Below are 17019 nucleotides of genomic sequence, written 5' to 3'. Positions count from 1 at the left end.
ATGACTCGGGCGATTCTGGCCACTTGGATATAGAGGGGATGGAACCTAGTGGTTAAGGCGCTCAAGATCGAGATATTTATGCTGTGCATGATTATTCTTATCGGACTTGCCGCACGAAGCCGTCGCTCCTTGTTCTCGAGCACTCAGCAGCTTTTGTTCAGCATGCTGGGCTACACGTCTGCCGCGTACATTTTCTTCGATATGATCTGGGTGCTCTCGGATGGAGTGGGCGGCACCGCAGGCCTCGCGGCCAACTGGATTTCCAATGCGGTCTCGTTTTCGCTGTTCGCCATCGCGTGCCTCATTTGGTTTTTCTATTCCGAGACGATGCAGGGCTCGCGATTCCTGACCACGCGCTACAGGATGGCACTCGTGGCATTGCCTACGGCGGTAGTGGTCGCCCTGGCATTCACCAGCTACTGGACACACGCTCTTTTCTATATCGATGCGCAGGGTGTATATTGTCGCGGTGCTGCTTATATGATTCAGCCTATCGTTAGCTACTGCTACGTCATATATACGTCCTTGCATGCCTTTGTTCAGGCTCGAAAAGTCGAAAGCCTGCAACAGAAGGCCATTTATCGCACGCTCGCCTTCTTTGCGGTTCCCGCTCTGGTGGGCGGTACCTTTCAGGTGGCGTTTTCGATACCGGGCCTTTGTGTCGGTATACTGCTGAGCATTCTGCTGCTCTACATCGTCTATCAGGAGCAGTTGATCTCGACCGACCCGTTGACCGGGCTCAATAATCGCAACCGTTTTGAGACCTATATGCTGTCGCTGTTCTCGGGTGCGGACCAGGCCAGAGATGTTTATTTGCTTATGATGGATGCCGATGGCTTTAAGCAGATCAACGACCACTATGGACATGTCGAGGGCGACCATGCCCTTCAGGTTGTTGCGACGGCGCTCAAGGACGTCTGCTCGGTGTCTAGTGGCTTTATCGCGCGCTACGGCGGCGATGAGTTCGTGGTGCTCCAAAAGGCGGCGACGGAGCAGGAGATCATCAGCCTGTGTACGTCGATCAACGACGAGCTTGCGCGCGCCGAGGTGCCGTATTCGTTGCGGATGTCCATCGGATACGCGCGGGTCGGCGATGGGGTCGATACCTGGCAAGATCTGCTTCGCGCCGCCGACGCGGAGCTCTACCGCGTGAAGTACGAAAAGAAGAAAGCCGGCGTTAAGATTCGCTAGAAAAGGGGGCGCACGACCGTGGCGATCGTGCGCTCCCTTCTGCGTTTGCAGGGCCTAGTAGCGGCTGTCGAAGATACGCCTCGTCTTTTTCTCGGAACGCGGCAGCTCGCTAGGCCATTTTAGGTTTGTTGACGATGATGATGCCGCCGCAGACCAACAGCAGGGCAACGATGACGGTAACGGGGCTCGTGCCAGCGCCCTCGCCGAGCAGCAGCGCGCTCAGCAGCACACCAAAGACGGGGTTCATAAACCCAAAGACCGAGACGCGGCTGACGGGGTTGACGGCAAGCAGGCGCGACCACAGCGAGTAGGCGACCGCGGAGATAAGCGCCATGTAGATGATGAGCGCGATGGCGGGGGCAATCGCCGTGGGGGAGAGCGCGCCATCCATCAAAAAGCCGATGGCGGTGAGGACCAGGCCGCCGACCAAGAACTGCCACCCGGCAAGCAAAACGCCGTCGTGCTCGCGCGAGAAGATACCGATCAGGCAGGTCGAAAGGGCGCCCGCGACGGTAGAGGCCAGGATAAAGCCCTCGCCGTCGAGCGTAAAGCCAAAGGTGCCGTCCGCGCCCGAAAGGTTGACGAGCGCGACACCGGCAAAGCCCAGTACGCAGCCGAGCACCTTGGCCGTATTGAGCTTTTCGGTGCGAAACGCCAGGGCGGCAAAGAGGATAGCCAAGAAGTTGGCGCTGGCCTCGATGATGGAGCTCGACATAGCACTGGCACGCGAGAGTCCCAGGTAGAAAAAGAAGTACTGGCCGATGGTCTGGAAGAGCGACAAGATGCAGATGGGCTTGATATCACGCGCTTGCGGAACGAGCGGCCGGCGCTGGACCACGCTCATGCCAACAATGACCAACATGCCGGCAAGGGTGAAGCGCAGACCCGCGAAGAGCAGCTGCGAGGCGCTGTCGTGCGCGGGAATGCCAAAGAGGCCGTAGCCGATCTTGATGCAGGGGAAGGCGGAGCCCCAGAGCGCGCAGCAAACGAGGCAGCCCAGGATGAGTCCGGGCAGGGTGGCGAGATACGGCTTGCGGCTTTCCATGATGTCCTTCCTACATGCGCGAAGCAAAAAAGAACCCGCCACCGGATGTGTCGGTGGCGGGTGATGTTACCCGAAGGGATTGTACCCGATGGGAAAGGTTTAGGCGAAGTAGGCTACGCCGCTCTCAAAGATCGGCATGAACTTGTCGCCAGGCACATGCTCGGGCACGTTGCGGTACAGGTTGTCGCCGCGACGCTCGGCATGGCCCATCTTGCCCAGGACGCGGCCGTCGGGGCTCGTGATGCCCTCGATGGCGAGTGCGGAGCCGTTGGGGTTGACGGCAAGATCCATGCTGGGCTTGCCGTCCTCGCCCACGTACTGCGTGGCGACCTGGCCGTTGGCGATCAGCTGGGCGAGCACCTCGTCGTTGGCGACAAAGCGGCCCTCGCCGTGGCTGATGGCGACGGTGTAGGGGTCGTCCAGGCTGCACTGCGACAGCCACGGGGACAGGTTGGACGAGATGCGAGTGCGCACCAGGCGGCTCTGATGGCGACCGATGGTGTTGAACGTCAGCGTGGACGCATCGGGCGTGGCGTCGACGATGTCACCGTAGGGCACCAGGCCGAGCTTGACCAGGGCCTGGAAGCCGTTGCAGATGCCCAGCATCAGGCCATCGCGGGCCTTGAGCAGGTCGCGGACTGCCTCGGTCACCTCCGGAGCGCGGAAGAACGCCGTGATGAACTTGGCAGAGCCGTCGGGCTCGTCGCCGCCCGAGAAGCCGCCGGGGATCATGACGATCTGGCTTGCACGGATGCGGCGGGCAAGCTCGTGGGTGCTCTCAGCGACGGCCTCGGGCGTGAGGTTGTTGATCACGAAGGTGTCGGCCTCGGCACCGGCGGCACGGAATGCGCGGGCGCTGTCGTACTCGCAGTTGTTGCCGGGGAACACGGGGATGATCACACGCGGGCGGGCGATCTTGGCGCCGCCGTACACGTGGATATCCTTGGCGCGGAAGTCGATGGTCTCGACCTCGGGGGTCTCGCCGGCGCTGCGGTAGGCGAAGACGCCCTCGATGCCGCTTTCCCAGGCTTCCTGGAGCTCGGCGAGCTCGATGACCTCGGAGCCGGTGTCGATGACATAGCCCTCGACGGTGGTACCCAGGGGCTCGACGACAACGCCGTCGGCGACCTTGGGCAGTTCGGCGTCCTCGGCGAGCTCGACGATAAAGCTGCCGTAGAGCGGGGTGAAGAGGCTCTCCACGTCTACGTCCTCGGCAAGCTCGATACCGATCTGGTTACCGACGCACATCTTAAAGAGGCTCTCGGCGCCGCAGCCGTAGCCGGGCGTGGAGACGGCCAGGGCGTCGCCGGTAGCAGTGAGCGCCTCGACGGCGTCAAACGCGGCGAGCAGCTGCTGGGCGTCGGGGCGGTAGTCCTCGCCGTAGGTAGCGGGGGCGATGCGGACGACGCGGTGCGTCAGGCCCTTGAACTCAGGGGAGACGGCGCGCGCCGCGCGGCCCACGGCCACAGCGAAGCTGATCAGAGTCGGCGGAACGTTGAGCTCGCCGGCTTCGTCCTCAAACGAGCCGCTCATGGAATCCTTGCCACCGATGGCGCCGGCACCCAGGTCGACTTGGGCCATGAGGGCGCCCAGGACGGCCGCCGTGGGCTTGCCCCAGCGTTCGGCCTCGGTGCGCAGACGCTCGAAGTACTCCTGGAAGGAGAGATAGGCGCGTTTGTGCTCAAAGCCGGCAGCCACGAGCTTGGCGATGGACTCGACCACGGACAGGTAGGCGCCAGCAAACTGGTCGGCTTCCATCAGGTAGGGGTTGAAGCCCCATGCCATGGCGCTTGCCGTGGTGGTCTCGCCGTCCACGGGGAACTTGGCGACCATGGCCGAGCTCGGGGTGAGCTGCGTCTTGCCGCCAAAGGGCATAAGCACGGTTGCGGCACCGATGGTGGAGTCGAAGCGCTCGGAAAGGCCCTTGTTGGAGGCAACGTTGAGGTCGGTGACAAGCGAGGTCATGCGCTCGGCAAGCGTGGTGCCGGCCCAGCTGGGCTGCCACACGCTGCGGGCGCACACGTGGGCGACCTGGTGCTTGGGCGCGCCGTTGGAGTTGAGGAACTCGCGGGATAGGTCGACGATGGCGACACCGTTCCAGGCCATGCGCATGCGCGGCTCGGCGGTAACCTCGGCGATAACGGTCGCCTCGAGGTTCTCCTCGGCGGCGTAGCCCATGAACTCCTCGACGTCACCGTCGGCGACGGCGCAGGCCATACGCTCCTGGGACTCGGAGATGGCGAGCTCGGTGCCGTCCAGGCCGTCGTACTTTTTGGTCACTGTGTCAAGATCGACATACAGGCCGTCGGCAAGCTCGCCCACGGCGACCGAGACGCCGCCGGCGCCAAAGTCGTTGCAGCGCTTGATCAGACGGCAGGCGTCGCCGCGGCGGAACAGACGCTGGAGCTTGCGCTCGACCGGGGCGTTGCCCTTCTGGACCTCGGCGCCCGAGGTCTCGATGGACTCGGTGTTCTGGGTCTTGGAGGAGCCGGTGGCACCGCCGATGCCGTCACGGCCGGTGCGGCCGCCCAGCAGGATGATCTTGTCGGTGGGGGCGGGGCACTCGCGGCGCACGTGGTTTGCCGGGGTGGCGCCCACGACGGCGCCGACCTCCATGCGCTTGGCCACGTAGCCGGGGTGATAGAGCTCGTTGACCTGGCCGGTGGCAAGGCCGATCTGGTTGCCGTAGCTGGAGTAGCCGGCGGCAGCGGTGGTCACGAGCTTGCGCTGCGGCAGCTTGCCCTCGAGCGTCTCGGACACGGGGACGGTGGGGTCGCCGGCACCGGTGACGCGCATGGCCTGGTACACGTAGCTGCGGCCCGAGAGCGGGTCGCGGATGGCGCCGCCCACGCAGGTGGCGGCACCGCCGAAGGGCTCGATCTCGGTCGGGTGGTTGTGGGTCTCGTTCTTAAACAGGAACAGCCAGTCCTGCTCCTCGCCGTCGACATCGACCTTCACCTTGACGGTGCAGGCGTTGATCTCCTCGGACTCGTCGACATCGGTCATGACGCCGGTCTTCTTAAGGTACTTGGCGCCGATGGTGCCCATGTCCATGAGGCAGACGGGCTTGGCGTCGCGACCGAGCTCGTGGCGCATCTCCATGTAGCGGTCGAAGGCCTGCTGCACCACGGCGTCATCGATCGTCACGTCGTCCAGGACGGTGCCGAAGGTGGTGTGGCGGCAGTGGTCGGACCAGTAGGTGTCGATCACGCGGATCTCGGTGATGGTGGGGTCGCGATCCTCATCGCGGAAGTACTGCTGGCAGAAGGCGATGTCCGCCTCGTCCATGGCAAGGCCGCGCTCGGCGATGAAGGCGGCAAGGCCGGCCTCATCGAGCTCGCGGAAGCCGTCGAGCACCTCGACGGGCTGGGGCTCGGGGGTCTCCATGTGCAGCGTCTCGGGCAGATCGAGCGAAGCAATACGGGCCTCGACGGGGTTCACCACGTAGTGCTTGATGGCCTCGACGGCGGCCTCGTCCAAGTCGCCCGAGATCATATAGACCTTGGCGGAGCGCACGGCGGGGCGCTCGCCCTGGCTGATGAGCTGCACGCACTCGCTGGCGGAGTCGGCGCGCTGGTCAAACTGGCCAGGCAGGAATTCGACGGCAAAGACGGCGCCATCGCTTGCGGGGAGCTCGTCATAGGTCATGTCGACCTGGGGCTCGCTAAAGACGGTCGGCACGCAGGAGCGGAAGAGCTCCTCGTCGATGCCCTCGACGTCGTAGCGGTTGATGATCCTCAGGGCCTCGATGCCCTTAATGCCGAGAATCTCGGTCAGCTCGCCCTTGAGCTGCTGAGCCTCGACGTCGAACCCGGGTTTCTTCTCCACGTAGATACGAGAGACCATTGGTTCCTGCCTTCCTGATCGGTTGGGCGTACGGTACGGTATGCGGCAGCGGTCGGTTTGCGGGGCAAGCCTCGCGGTCGCCTTGAGCCACATGTTTGTAAACCTCACTATGATACGACAGCTCGCGGCGCGTTGAGGACGGCGAGGGTGCTACAGTGAAGCGCAAACAAGAGAAAGGCATCACATGGCATTCGTTTCGCTCGCCATCATCGCGCTCGTGGCCTTTGCGAGCCCCTTTATCGCCTCGGCGATTCCCGGAAAGCCCGTTCCCGAGACGGTCTTTTTGCTCGTGTTCGGCGCGGTACTGGGCCCTCATATGCTCGGTATCATTCATGTGGACGCCGAGGTCTCGCTCGTGTCCGAGCTCGGCTTGGCCTTTTTGTTCCTGCTCGCCGGCTTTGAGATCGACCCCAGGAACATCACGGGCGTCGAAGGACGCTACGGCATGGCGACGTGGGTCGTCACGTTTGGCATCGCCTGGCTTGCCGTGCGCTTCACGCCGTGGTTCTCGGTCAGTCACTTCGACGGTATCGCCGTGACGCTCGCGCTTACCTCGACGGCACTCGGCACGCTCGTGCCCATCATGCGCGAGCGCTCGCTCACCGGCACGCGCGTGGGCGATTCGATCCTCGCGTACGGCACCTGGGGCGAGCTTGGCCCCGTGCTTGCCATGTCGGTGCTGCTCTCTGCGCGCACCGGCATTCAGACACTCGTGATCTTGGGTTTGTTTGCGGTGGTCTGCGTGTTGCTGGCTGTGGTTCCGAGCCGCTCCAAGCGCGTCGGCAGCCGTTTCTTTGCGTTTGTCGAGGAGCGCGCCGACACCACATCGCAGACCTTCGTGCGCCTGACGGTGCTCATCCTGGTCACGCTCGTGGCGTTCTCGGCCATCTTCGATCTCGACATCGTGCTGGGTTCCTTTGCCGCCGGCTTTGTCCTGCGCTATATCATCCCCGAGGGCAATCACACGCTCGAGACCAAGCTCGATGGCCTGGCCTACGGCTTTTTGATTCCCGTGTTCTTTACCGTGTCGGGCGCAAAGATCGACCTGACGGCTGTGGCATCGCGCCCCGGGCTGCTCGTGGGCTTTATCGTGGCGCTGCTCATCATCCGCGCCGTGCCCATTCTTGTTTCTATGAGCATCTGTCCCGAGACGCGCGATGTCTCGGCGTATGGCCGCATTACCGTGGCCCTGTACTGCACCACGGCGCTGCCGATCATCGTTGCCGTGACGAGCGTTGCCGTCAACGCCGGCGCGCTGTCGCAAGATGTCGCCTCGGTCATGGTTGCCGCCGGTGCTATCACGGTGTTCTTGATGCCGCTGCTCGCGCAGCTCTTCTACCGTGTGGTCGATGCCGCGCCGGTTGCCGCCGTGGCGGAAGTTGCCGAGCATCCTTCCGACGCACTCGATATTCTGCGTGCTCATCACGATCTGGCGAGCTTGCTCGCGCGTGAGCATGAGCTGTTGACCTCGCATGGTCACGGCCGCGCGCTCGACGGTGTTCCTACGATCGATACCATTGCCGATCGCCTTTCGGCCGAGGCGGCAAGCGAGCGCATCGATGCTCGCATCGTGGATGCCGCCCATTTGCTGGCCGAGAAGACCTATGGCGATGAGATCGACCCCAGCAAGCTCACCCCGCGCGAACGCCGCCGCCTGGAGCGCGCCAAGCTCGCCGTGCACGAATATCGCCGCCGTATGCTGGAACTCTACGCACGAGAAGAAGCCGAGGACGACGACGGCAAGTAGCAAGGAATACTGGGATACGGTTTCCGTCCAAATAAAAGAAGGCGCGCCGCCTGCATCAATCGCAGGCAGCGCGCCTTTTGCGTAAGGCTCTGTTGAAGGACGAGGCCGAAGCCTGTAATCCTTAGGAGCGGGCGGCTCCGTCGACGGGGAGTACGGCGCCCGTGACATAGGAGGACATGTCGCTCGCCAGGAAGACGAAGGCGTTGGCGACGTCCTCGGGCTCGCCCATGCGGCCGAGTGGGATGGTGGCGACGAGCGGCTTGATGACCTCGTCGGGCAGGGCGGCAACCATGTCGGTCCTGGTCACACCGGGCGCGACGGCGTTGACGCGAATGCCCTTGGGGGCGAGCTCGCGCGAGAGCGACTGGACCATGCCGTTGACGGCGAACTTGGACGTGGGGTAGCCGACGCCGGAGGGCTGACCGTACTTGGCGACCATCGAGGTCGTGGTGGTGATGGTACCGCCGTGACCGGCCTCGGTCATGATCTTGGCGGCGGCGTGGTGGCCGTTAAAGACGGCGGTCACGTTGAGGTCCATAACCTTGGCGAACTCCTCGGCGGTGTAGTTGAGCAGCGGGGTGCTCTGGGAGATGCCGGCGTTGTTGACAACCGTGTCCAGGCCGCCCATGTCGGTGGCTGCCTGGGTAAAGGCCTCGGTTACGGCCTCGAGCGAGGTGAGGTCGCAGGAGCGGCCCCAAACCTTGGCCTCGGGATAGGCTGCGGTCAGTTTTTCAACGGCGGCGTCGGCGGTCTCCTGGCGAGAGCCAAAGACGGTGACGGCAGCGCCTTCCTCAATAAAACGGCAGGCGATGGCGTAACCGATACCGCGCGTGCCTCCAGTGATGATTGCTTTCTTACCCTCGAGCAACATGGTGCCTCCATTCTTCGGGGGTGTGGACATACGCAGCACAGCATAGTGGCGGCCCAAAACGAGCACATTCGCTTATCGGTGAACGGTACCCCCGGTTGTCAACGAACGGTCAAGTTGTTCAAACGTGGACTGCGCCAATGCGCCCGAGCCCGCAAACAAAAGGGCTCCCGTCCAGACCAGACGGGAGCCTCTCAACATATATGTCGTATAGCGAAGACCGAACTAGTTGGCCATAACGCCTTCGGTCCAGGCCTCGACGTCCTCGATACGCAGGACGTTGGCGACCTCGGCCACGCAGTCGACGCCTGCGAGCTCGGCAGCGGCAGCCTGAATGTCCTTCTCGAGCGCGCGGTGCGTCAGGAAGATGACCGAGCAGGTGCCGGTGACGCCCGACTTGCCATCCTCGACCTGATTGATGAGCGAGATCGAGATGTTGTGCTTGGCAAAGATGTCGACCGTCTCGGACAGGGCGCCCACGCGGTCAGCGACCTTCAGGCGCACATAGTACTTGGTCTGGAGCTCGTCCATGGGCTTAAAGGCGAGGTTGTGGCCATAGGGCTCGATCTCGGGCAACGGGGCCACACCGCGGCTGATCTGCTCGGACAGCGACAGGATGTCGCCCACGACGGCGCTCGCGGTGGGGAAGGAGCCTGCGCCGGCACCGTAGAACATGGTCTCGCCCACGGCGTCGCCCACCACGTAGACGGCGTTCATGGCGCCGTTGACCTTGGCGAGCATATGGTCGGCGGGGATCAGCGTGGGGTGCACGCGGACGTCGACGCCGGCATCGGTGTTGCGGGCGATGCCCAGCAGCTTAATGGTGTAGCCGAGCTCGCGGGCCTGGGCGATGTCCTCGGCGCCGATGGTACGGATGCCCTGCTGGTAAACGTCGTCGGTGGTCACGCGGGTGCCAAAGCCGATGGAGGCGAGGATGGCCGTCTTGCTGGCGGCGTCGAAGCCGTCGACGTCGGCGGACGGATCGGCCTCGGCGTAGCCCTTGGCCTGGGCGTCGGCGAGCACATCGGCGTAATCGGCGCCCTCGGCGTCCATGCGCGACAGGATGTAGTTGGTGGTGCCGTTGAGGATGCCGGCGATGGTCAGGATCTTGTTGCCCACCAGGTCGTGCTCGAGCGTGCTGACGATGGGGATACCGCCGCCGCAGCTGGCCTCGCACTTAATCTGCACGCCGCACTCACGCGCCTTCTCGGCAAGCGTCTCGACATGACGGCCGAGCAGGGCCTTGTTGGCGGAGACGACGTGCTTGCCGTTCTCAAAGGCGGTGGTGAAAATCTCGGTCGCGGGGTGCTCGCCGCCGATCAGCTCGACGACGATGTCGACGGCGGGGTCGGTAACGACGTCATGCCAGTCGCTCGTAAAGGCCTCGCGCTCAATACCGGCGGCTTCGGCCTGCTCCCAGGCAAGCGCACAGGCGCGGGTCAGCTTAAGGTCGATGCCGTAGGCGGCCAGGTACTCATCGTGGTGGCTCTTGATCAGACGGGCCACGCCGCCGCCGACGGTTCCCAGACCGATCAGGCCGACGTTCACGGTGCGCAGGGGTTCGCTCATAGATAGCTCCTTCGTGCATCTGTATGGATGATTGACCAGTTAAGGTTGAGTGCATTCTAGCGTGAACCGAGGGCGCGTGCTTGCCAGGCAACGGGAGCCGCACAAAACGCTACCCCCGAAACGCTGCGGAAACATTGGAAACACGCTCGCTACAAACGAAGTTCCGTAACAAACTGTCAACGTTTGAACCATAAGGTTTGCCCTGTACCGCAAGACGGCCGCACCGCGGCCAGCGAAAAGGGGGACACCATGTTTAGCATCAACAACGTACTTAACCGCAGGAGTTTCTTGGCTGGCGCCGCGGCGCTCGGTAGCACCGCGGCACTCGCTGGTTGCTCGTCGGGTGGCTCGGACGGCGGCTCCGCCGATGACGGCAAGACCTTCAAGATCGGTGTCATCGGCCCTCTGACCGGCGCCGCGGCAACCTATGGCGTTTCGGCCGAGAAGGGTGCCAAGCTCGCCGCCAAGGATTTTTCGACCAAGGACCTCAAACTCTCGCTTAAGTCTGAGGATGACGTCGCTGACGGCGAGAAGGCCATCAACGCCTTCAATACCTTGTGCGACTGGGGCATGCAGGCGCTCGTCGGCCCCGTCACCACCGGTGCCGCCGTCGCTGTCTCGGGCGAGATCGCCGACGATATGCTCATGGTCACGCCTTCGGCCTCGTCGCTCGACGTTACCAAGGATAAGACCACGGTTTTCCAGGTTTGCTTCACCGATCCCACCATGGGCGCCAGCGCCGCGAAGTTCTTGGCCGAGAAGTACGCGGATGCCAAGATCGCCCTGTTCTACAACTCCGGCGATACGTATAGCTCGGGCGTTGCCGACGCTTTTGCCGAGCAGGCCAAGGCGTCCAAGCTCGACATCGTCGATACCGAGACCTTTAAGGACGACTCTTCCACGAGCTTTACCAACCAGCTCACCAAGGCCAAGGAGGCCGGCGCCACGCTCATCTTTGCGCCGATCTACTACACGCCGGCATCCGTTTTGCTCAAGAACGCCAAGGACATGGGCTACGACATGACCCTCATGGGTACCGACGGCATGGACGGCCTGCTCTCTGTGGAAGGCTTCGATACCTCTCTTGCCGAGGGCGTACTGCTCATGACCCCGTTTTCGGCTGACGATGAGAAGAATGCCGACTTCGTCAAGGCCTATAAGGATGCCTACGACGAGACGCCCAACCAGTTTGCCGCCGACGCTTACGATTGCGTCCACGCCATCGCCGAGGCTATCGATAGGGCGGGGATTGACATTTCGGCCGACGGTGCCGACATTGCCGGCGACCTTGCCAAGGCCATGCGCAAGATCAAGATCGAGGGCCTGACAGGCGAGCTGACGTGGAATGACGAGGGCCAGGTCGAAAAGCCCGCCACAGCCTATGTGATTCAGGACGGCAAGTACATCGCCGCCTAAGTGCGCATAAAGCGCGACCGGTGAGGCCGTTTTATTCAGGGCAGGGACGCCTGTAACAGAACGGAAACATTACTTTCACACAATAAAGTGGCATAACTGCATAAAGCGATAGAAATACGCAGAATTATGGATATAAGGACAAACCGAAAGAAAAGTTGAAATAATCGCCACTTTTCCCAACTAAAGCGTCTACTATTTTGCGAACGCCGAACACGGCGAAGGATGGCCTGTCGGGTAACCGAAACCCGACGAGAAATGAGAGGAGAGCCGCATGTCGAGCCTCACCGGTAAGTCATTGAACCCTGTTATGAATCGCAGGAGCGTTATCGCGAGCGCAGCAGGTCTGGGGGCGATGTCCATTCTAGCTGGCTGCTCCTCCAACGGCGGCGATAGCGGTTCCGCTTCGAGCGACGCTTCGTTTAAGATCGGTACCATCGGCCCGCTGACCGGTGCAAATGCCTCCTATGGCAAGTCCGTTACTCAGGCCGTCGAGCTTGGCTGCAAGGATTTCTCCACCAAGGAACTTCCGCTTGCCAGCAAGGCCGAGGACGATCAGGCCGACGGCGAGAAGGCCGTCAACGCCTTTAATAATCTTCTGGACTGGGGTATGCAGGCCCTCGTCGGCCCGACCACCACGGGCGCATCGGTTGCCGTTGCCGCCGAGTGCGGTAAGGACCCCGAGACGTTCATGATCACCCCGTCCGCGTCTTCCGAGGACGTCACCAAGGGCAAGGATTGCGTCTTCCAGGTTTGCTTTACCGACCCCAACCAGGGCGTCAACGCTGCCAAGTTCCTGGCCGAGAAGTATGCGGACGAGAAGTTCGTGCTCTTCTATAACTCCGGCGACGCATATTCTTCGGGTATTGCCGATGCCTTTAAGGCCCAGGCCGCTGAGTCCAAGCTCGAGATCGTTGACGAGGAAACCTTTAAGGACGACTCTTCCACGAGCTTCACCAACCAGCTGACCAAGGCCAAGCAGGCCGGCGCCACCATGATCTTCGCACCGATCTACTACACGCCGGCGTCCGTCCTGCTCAAGAATGCCAAGGACATGGGCTACGACGTCAAGATGATGGGCTGCGACGGCATGGACGGCATCCTGGGCGTGGAGGGCTTCGACACCTCGCTTGCCGAGGGCTTGCTGCTCATGACCCCGTTCTCCGCCGACGACGAGAAGAACGCCGACTTCGTCAACGCTTACAAGGATAAGTACGGCGATACCCCCGACCAGTTTGCCGCCGACGCCTACGACGGCGTGCATGCTGTGGTCGAGGCTCTCAAGGAGGCCGGCCTGGGCGTCGACGCCGACCCCACCGAGGTCGCCGAGAAGCTGCCCGAGGCTATGCTCAAGATCACCGTTGACGGCCTGACCGGCAAGCTTTCCTGGAACGACAAGGGCCAGGTCCAGAAGGACCCGACTGCGTACGTCATCACCGACGGCAAGTACGTACAGGCCTAATAGGCCGCCTTACATAGAGCGGTTTTGATCCCAAGCAGGGGAGGTTTTGGCCTTCCCTGCTTGCTTGGTATCTAGGGACGATGTAACGTCCCTGTTTCGTACATCAACTGGAAACCTATTCGAAAGGGGGATGTGGAACATGACGGTCTTTATCCAATACCTGGTCAACGGCCTGTCCATGGGCAGCGTCTACGCCATCATCGCGTTGGGCTACACCATGGTCTACGGTATCGCCAAGATGCTGAACTTCGCTCACGGCGACGTCATCATGGTCGGTGCCTATGTCTCGTTCTGCGCCACGTCGTATCTCGGCCTCCCGGGCTGGGCTTCTGTAATTCTCTCTTGTGCGGTCTGCACGGTTCTGGGCGTTCTCATCGAGGGCCTTGCCTATAAGCCGCTGCGCCAGGCGGGCCCGCTGGCCGTTCTGATCACGGCTATCGGCGTGTCCTACTTCCTGCAGAACGCCGCCCAGCTCCTGTGGGGCGCCACGCCCAAGAACTTTACTTCGCTCGTCACCTTCCCGGTGCCGGAGTTCTTGGCCAAGTACAACGTGAGCGCCGTCTCGCTCGTCACCATCGTCGCCTGCCTGGTTATCATGGCCGGTCTGGTGTTCTTTACGGGCAAGACCAAGATGGGCAAGGCCATGCGCGCCGTGTCCGAGGACAAGGCCGCCGCTCAGCTCATGGGCATCAATGTTAACCGCACCATCTCGATGACGTTCGCCATCGGTTCTGCCCTTGCCGCCATCGCCGGCGTGCTGCTGTGCTCCTATTCGCCGGTGCTGCAGCCCACGACGGGCGCCATGCCTGGCATCAAGGCCTTCGACGCCGCCGTCTTCGGTGGCATCGGCTCCATCCCCGGCGCCTTTGTCGGTGGCATTCTCATTGGCATCATCGAGGCGATGGCACAGGCCTACATTTCCACGAGCCTTGCCAACTCCATCGTTTTTGGTGTTCTGATCATCGTCCTGCTCGTCAAGCCTGCTGGCCTCTTGGGCAAGTACGTTCCCGAGAAGGTGTAGGTGAGCGTTATGAAGTTCCTTAAAGACAAGCAGACGCGTCACGACTTTGTCACGTACGCCATGTGCATCGTGGCCTTCGCCATCGTGTTCTTTATGCAGTCCAACCACATGATCCCGCGCATGATCGCCGGTCAGCTGGTTCCCATTACGGCCTACATCGTCATGGCCATCTCGCTTAACCTCGTCGTCGGCATCGCGGGCGACCTGTCGCTGGGCCACGCGGGCTTTATGAGCGTCGGTGCCTATACGGGCATTGTCACCGCGGTCGCCCTCGAGAGTGCCGTTCCCTCCGATCCCGTGCGCCTCATTATCAGTATCGTGGTTGGTGCTATCGCCGCCGCCATCCTGGGCTTCTTGATCGGCATTCCAGTCCTTCGCCTGAGCGGCGACTACCTGGCCATCGTGACGCTGGCCTTTGGCGAGATCATCAAAGAGATCGTCACCTGCCTTATTGTGGGCGTCGACTCGCGTGGCCTGCACGTGATCTTCAATATCACGGGCAACTCCACGATCGACGACCTGCACCTGCTCGAGGACGGAACCGCCATCATCAAGGGCGCCCAGGGCGCCTCGGGCGTGTCGACGTACTCGACCTTCCTTGCCGGCGCCATCTTGGTCATGGTCGCGCTCGTGATCGTGCTCAACCTGGTCCGCAGCCGTACCGGTCGTGCCATCATGGCCGTGCGCGATAACAAGATCGCTGCCGAGTCTGTGGGCATCTCCGTCACCCAGTACCGTATGATCGCCTTCGTGGTTTCCGCTGCCCTCGCCGGTGCCGCCGGAGCCCTCTTTGGCGGTAACTTCTCGCAGCTCTCCGCCACCAAGTTCGACTTCAACACGTCGATTCTCATCCTGGTGTTCGTGGTTCTGGGCGGTCTGGGCAACATGCGTGGCTCCGTCATCGCGGCGGCGCTGCTCACGGTGCTTCCCGAGCTGCTCCGTCAGTTCTCGGACTACCGTATGCTCATCTACGCCATCGTGCTGATTCTGGTCATGATCTTTACCAACAACCCGCAGCTCAAGGCGTTCTTTGGTCGCGTTAAGGACCGCTTTGCTCCCAAGAAGGAGGTGGCAGCCGATGCCCAGTAAGTTTGAGTTCAACAAGGGCAAGATGGTCCCATATCCTTCTGGCGCCATCGTTCCCGACCGCGACCTGGGCGAGCGCCCGGCACTCGAGTGCATCCACTTGGGTATTGAGTTCGGCGGCCTTAAGGCTGTTGACGACTTTAGCCTGACCATCGGCAAGACCGAGATCGCCGGCCTCATCGGCCCCAACGGCGCCGGTAAGACCACGGTCTTCAACCTGCTCACCAAGGTGTATCAGCCCACGCACGGCACCATCCTGCTCGATGGCGAGGACACCTCGGGTAAGTCGGTCTATCAGGTCAACCGTATGGGCATCGCCCGTACCTTCCAAAACATTCGTCTGTTCAACACCATGACGGTGGAGGACAACGTCAAGGTCGGCCTGCACAACCAGGAGCGCTACTCCGGTTTTGAGGGCGTGCTGCGCCTGCCGACGTATTGGAAGCACGAGAAGGCCGCCCACGAGCGCGCCATGGAGCTACTGTCCATCTTTGATATGGAGCACCTGGCAAACGAGCAGGCCGGCTCGCTGCCTTATGGCGCCCAGCGTCGCCTGGAGATCGTCCGCGCGCTTGCGACCAACCCCAAGCTGCTGCTGCTTGACGAGCCTGCCGCCGGTATGAACCCGTCCGAGACCGCGGAGCTCATGGAGAACATCGTCAAGATCCGCGACACCTTCGGCATCGCCATCATGCTCATCGAGCACGACATGTCACTCGTTATGAACATCTGCGAGGGCATCTGCGTGCTTAACTTTGGTAAGGTCATCGCCAAGGGCACGGCCGAGGAGATCCAGAACAACGACGCTGTTATCGAGGCGTATCTGGGCAAGCAGGATAAGGGGGAGAACTAAATGGCAGAGCCGATGCTTTCCGTCTACAACATCAATGTCTGGTACGGCGCCATCCACGCCATCAAGGACATCTCCTTTAACGTCAACGAGGGCGAGATCGTGGCCCTGATCGGCGCCAACGGTGCCGGTAAGTCCACGACGCTTAAGACCGTTTCGGGCCTGCTGCGCTCCAAGACCGGCTCCATCAAGTTTATGGGCGAGGACATTACCCATACGCCCGCCGACAAGCTGGTGGGCAAGGGTCTGGCTCAGGTCCCCGAGGGCCGTCGCGCCTTTTTGCAGATGACGGTCGAGGAGAACCTGGAGATGGGCGCCTACACGCAGCCCAAGTCCACGGTAGCCCCGGGTCTTGAGCGCGTCTACGAGCAGTTCCCACGCCTTAAGGAGCGCCGTCGTCAGGTTGCCGGCACCCTTTCGGGCGGCGAGCAGCAGATGCTCGTTATGGGCCGTGCCCTCATGAGCAACCCCAAGCTGCTCATGCTCGACGAGCCCTCCATGGGCCTGGCGCCGATTCTGATCGAGCAGATCTTCCAGATTGTCGAGGACCTGCACAAGGCCGGCACCACGGTGCTCCTGGTCGAGCAGAACGCGCAGATGGCGCTTTCCATCGCCACGCGCGGCTACGTGCTCGAGACCGGTAAGATCACCATGACCGGCACCGGCCAAGAGCTCCTGCACGACGACAACGTTCGCAAAGCATATCTTGGTGGTTAGATAGTTACGGCGTTTTACCAAACGCCGTAACTACTTGACGCTACAAGCCCGCCAGGGCGGCAATCTGCCTTTCAACTTCGGCGGCATGACCAGAAGGTCAATGCCGCCTCGTTTCAAGGCACCTTGCTCGCCCTGGCGGGCTTTCGCTCATATGACCCAATCCGCTGTCAAGAGCCACAATGGCCCCGCCGACCGCTTGCAATC

General features: G+C 62.1%; 12 protein-coding genes. 8 read left to right on the top strand and 4 right to left on the bottom strand.

Annotation, left to right across the window (positions count from 1 at the left end):
* Window positions 1-48: 48 nt before the first annotated feature.
* Window positions 49-1191, top strand: coding sequence for a GGDEF domain-containing protein (locus AB5Z14_RS01665; RefSeq protein WP_368130001.1), 1143 nt, complete (start codon window positions 49-51; stop codon window positions 1189-1191).
* A gap of 109 nt (window positions 1192-1300) precedes the next feature.
* Here the strand turns inward: AB5Z14_RS01665 and AB5Z14_RS01660 are convergent, their stop codons facing one another.
* Together AB5Z14_RS01660 and AB5Z14_RS01655 are read right to left on the bottom strand one after the other, a co-directional pair.
* Window positions 1301-2236, bottom strand: coding sequence for a DMT family transporter (locus tag AB5Z14_RS01660; protein ID WP_368130000.1), 936 nt, complete (start codon window positions 2234-2236; stop codon window positions 1301-1303).
* Between the two features lie 99 nt (window positions 2237-2335).
* Window positions 2336-6082, bottom strand: coding sequence for a phosphoribosylformylglycinamidine synthase (locus AB5Z14_RS01655; protein WP_368129999.1), 3747 nt, complete (start codon window positions 6080-6082; stop codon window positions 2336-2338).
* A gap of 184 nt (window positions 6083-6266) precedes the next feature.
* Between AB5Z14_RS01655 and AB5Z14_RS01650 the strand changes: the two genes are divergently transcribed.
* Window positions 6267-7829 (top strand): cation:proton antiporter, encoded by a 1563-nt coding sequence (locus AB5Z14_RS01650; RefSeq protein WP_368129998.1) that lies wholly within the window; start codon window positions 6267-6269, stop codon window positions 7827-7829.
* A gap of 121 nt (window positions 7830-7950) precedes the next feature.
* On the opposite strand, the gene AB5Z14_RS01645 is transcribed toward AB5Z14_RS01650, so the two are convergent.
* Together AB5Z14_RS01645 and AB5Z14_RS01640 are read right to left on the bottom strand one after the other, a co-directional pair.
* Window positions 7951-8700: an SDR family NAD(P)-dependent oxidoreductase gene (locus AB5Z14_RS01645; RefSeq protein ID WP_368129997.1), complete on the bottom strand. Its 750-nt coding sequence runs from the start codon at window positions 8698-8700 to the stop codon at window positions 7951-7953.
* Between the two features lie 222 nt (window positions 8701-8922).
* Complete coding sequence (locus tag AB5Z14_RS01640) at window positions 8923-10266, bottom strand: homoserine dehydrogenase (protein WP_368129996.1); 1344 nt, start codon at window positions 10264-10266, stop codon at window positions 8923-8925.
* Between the two features lie 249 nt (window positions 10267-10515).
* On the opposite strand from AB5Z14_RS01640, the gene AB5Z14_RS01635 reads away from it, so the two are divergent.
* From AB5Z14_RS01635 to AB5Z14_RS01610, 6 genes are all read left to right on the top strand, one after another.
* Window positions 10516-11682, top strand: a complete 1167-nt coding sequence (locus AB5Z14_RS01635; RefSeq protein ID WP_195234619.1) for an ABC transporter substrate-binding protein — start codon at window positions 10516-10518, stop codon at window positions 11680-11682.
* Between the two features lie 271 nt (window positions 11683-11953).
* Window positions 11954-13141 (top strand): ABC transporter substrate-binding protein, encoded by a 1188-nt coding sequence (locus tag AB5Z14_RS01630; RefSeq protein WP_368129995.1) that lies wholly within the window; start codon window positions 11954-11956, stop codon window positions 13139-13141.
* Between the two features lie 139 nt (window positions 13142-13280).
* On the top strand, window positions 13281-14162 hold the full coding sequence (locus AB5Z14_RS01625) for a branched-chain amino acid ABC transporter permease (protein WP_117736810.1): 882 nt from the start codon (window positions 13281-13283) through the stop codon (window positions 14160-14162).
* A gap of 9 nt (window positions 14163-14171) precedes the next feature.
* The gene (locus AB5Z14_RS01620) at window positions 14172-15251 is read left to right on the top strand and encodes a branched-chain amino acid ABC transporter permease (protein ID WP_161161827.1); all 1080 of its coding nucleotides are present in this window, start codon (window positions 14172-14174) and stop codon (window positions 15249-15251) included.
* Window positions 15241-16101 carry an ABC transporter ATP-binding protein gene (locus tag AB5Z14_RS01615; RefSeq protein ID WP_055287178.1) on the top strand — a complete coding sequence of 287 codons (861 nt, stop codon included), beginning with the start codon at window positions 15241-15243 and terminating at the stop codon, window positions 16099-16101. Before AB5Z14_RS01620 ends, AB5Z14_RS01615 begins: the two co-directional genes overlap by 11 nt.
* A complete protein-coding gene (locus AB5Z14_RS01610; protein WP_006234438.1) occupies window positions 16102-16815 on the top strand; it encodes an ABC transporter ATP-binding protein in 714 nt (237 codons plus the stop codon). It abuts the gene before it with no gap.
* Window positions 16816-17019: the final 204 nt, after the last annotated feature.

The organism is Collinsella aerofaciens, from assembly GCF_040910265.1.
Taxonomy (GTDB): domain Bacteria; phylum Actinomycetota; class Coriobacteriia; order Coriobacteriales; family Coriobacteriaceae; genus Collinsella; species Collinsella aerofaciens_BK.
Note: the sequence above shows the minus strand (reverse complement) of the source record. Positions and strands in the feature narration are given on the sequence as shown.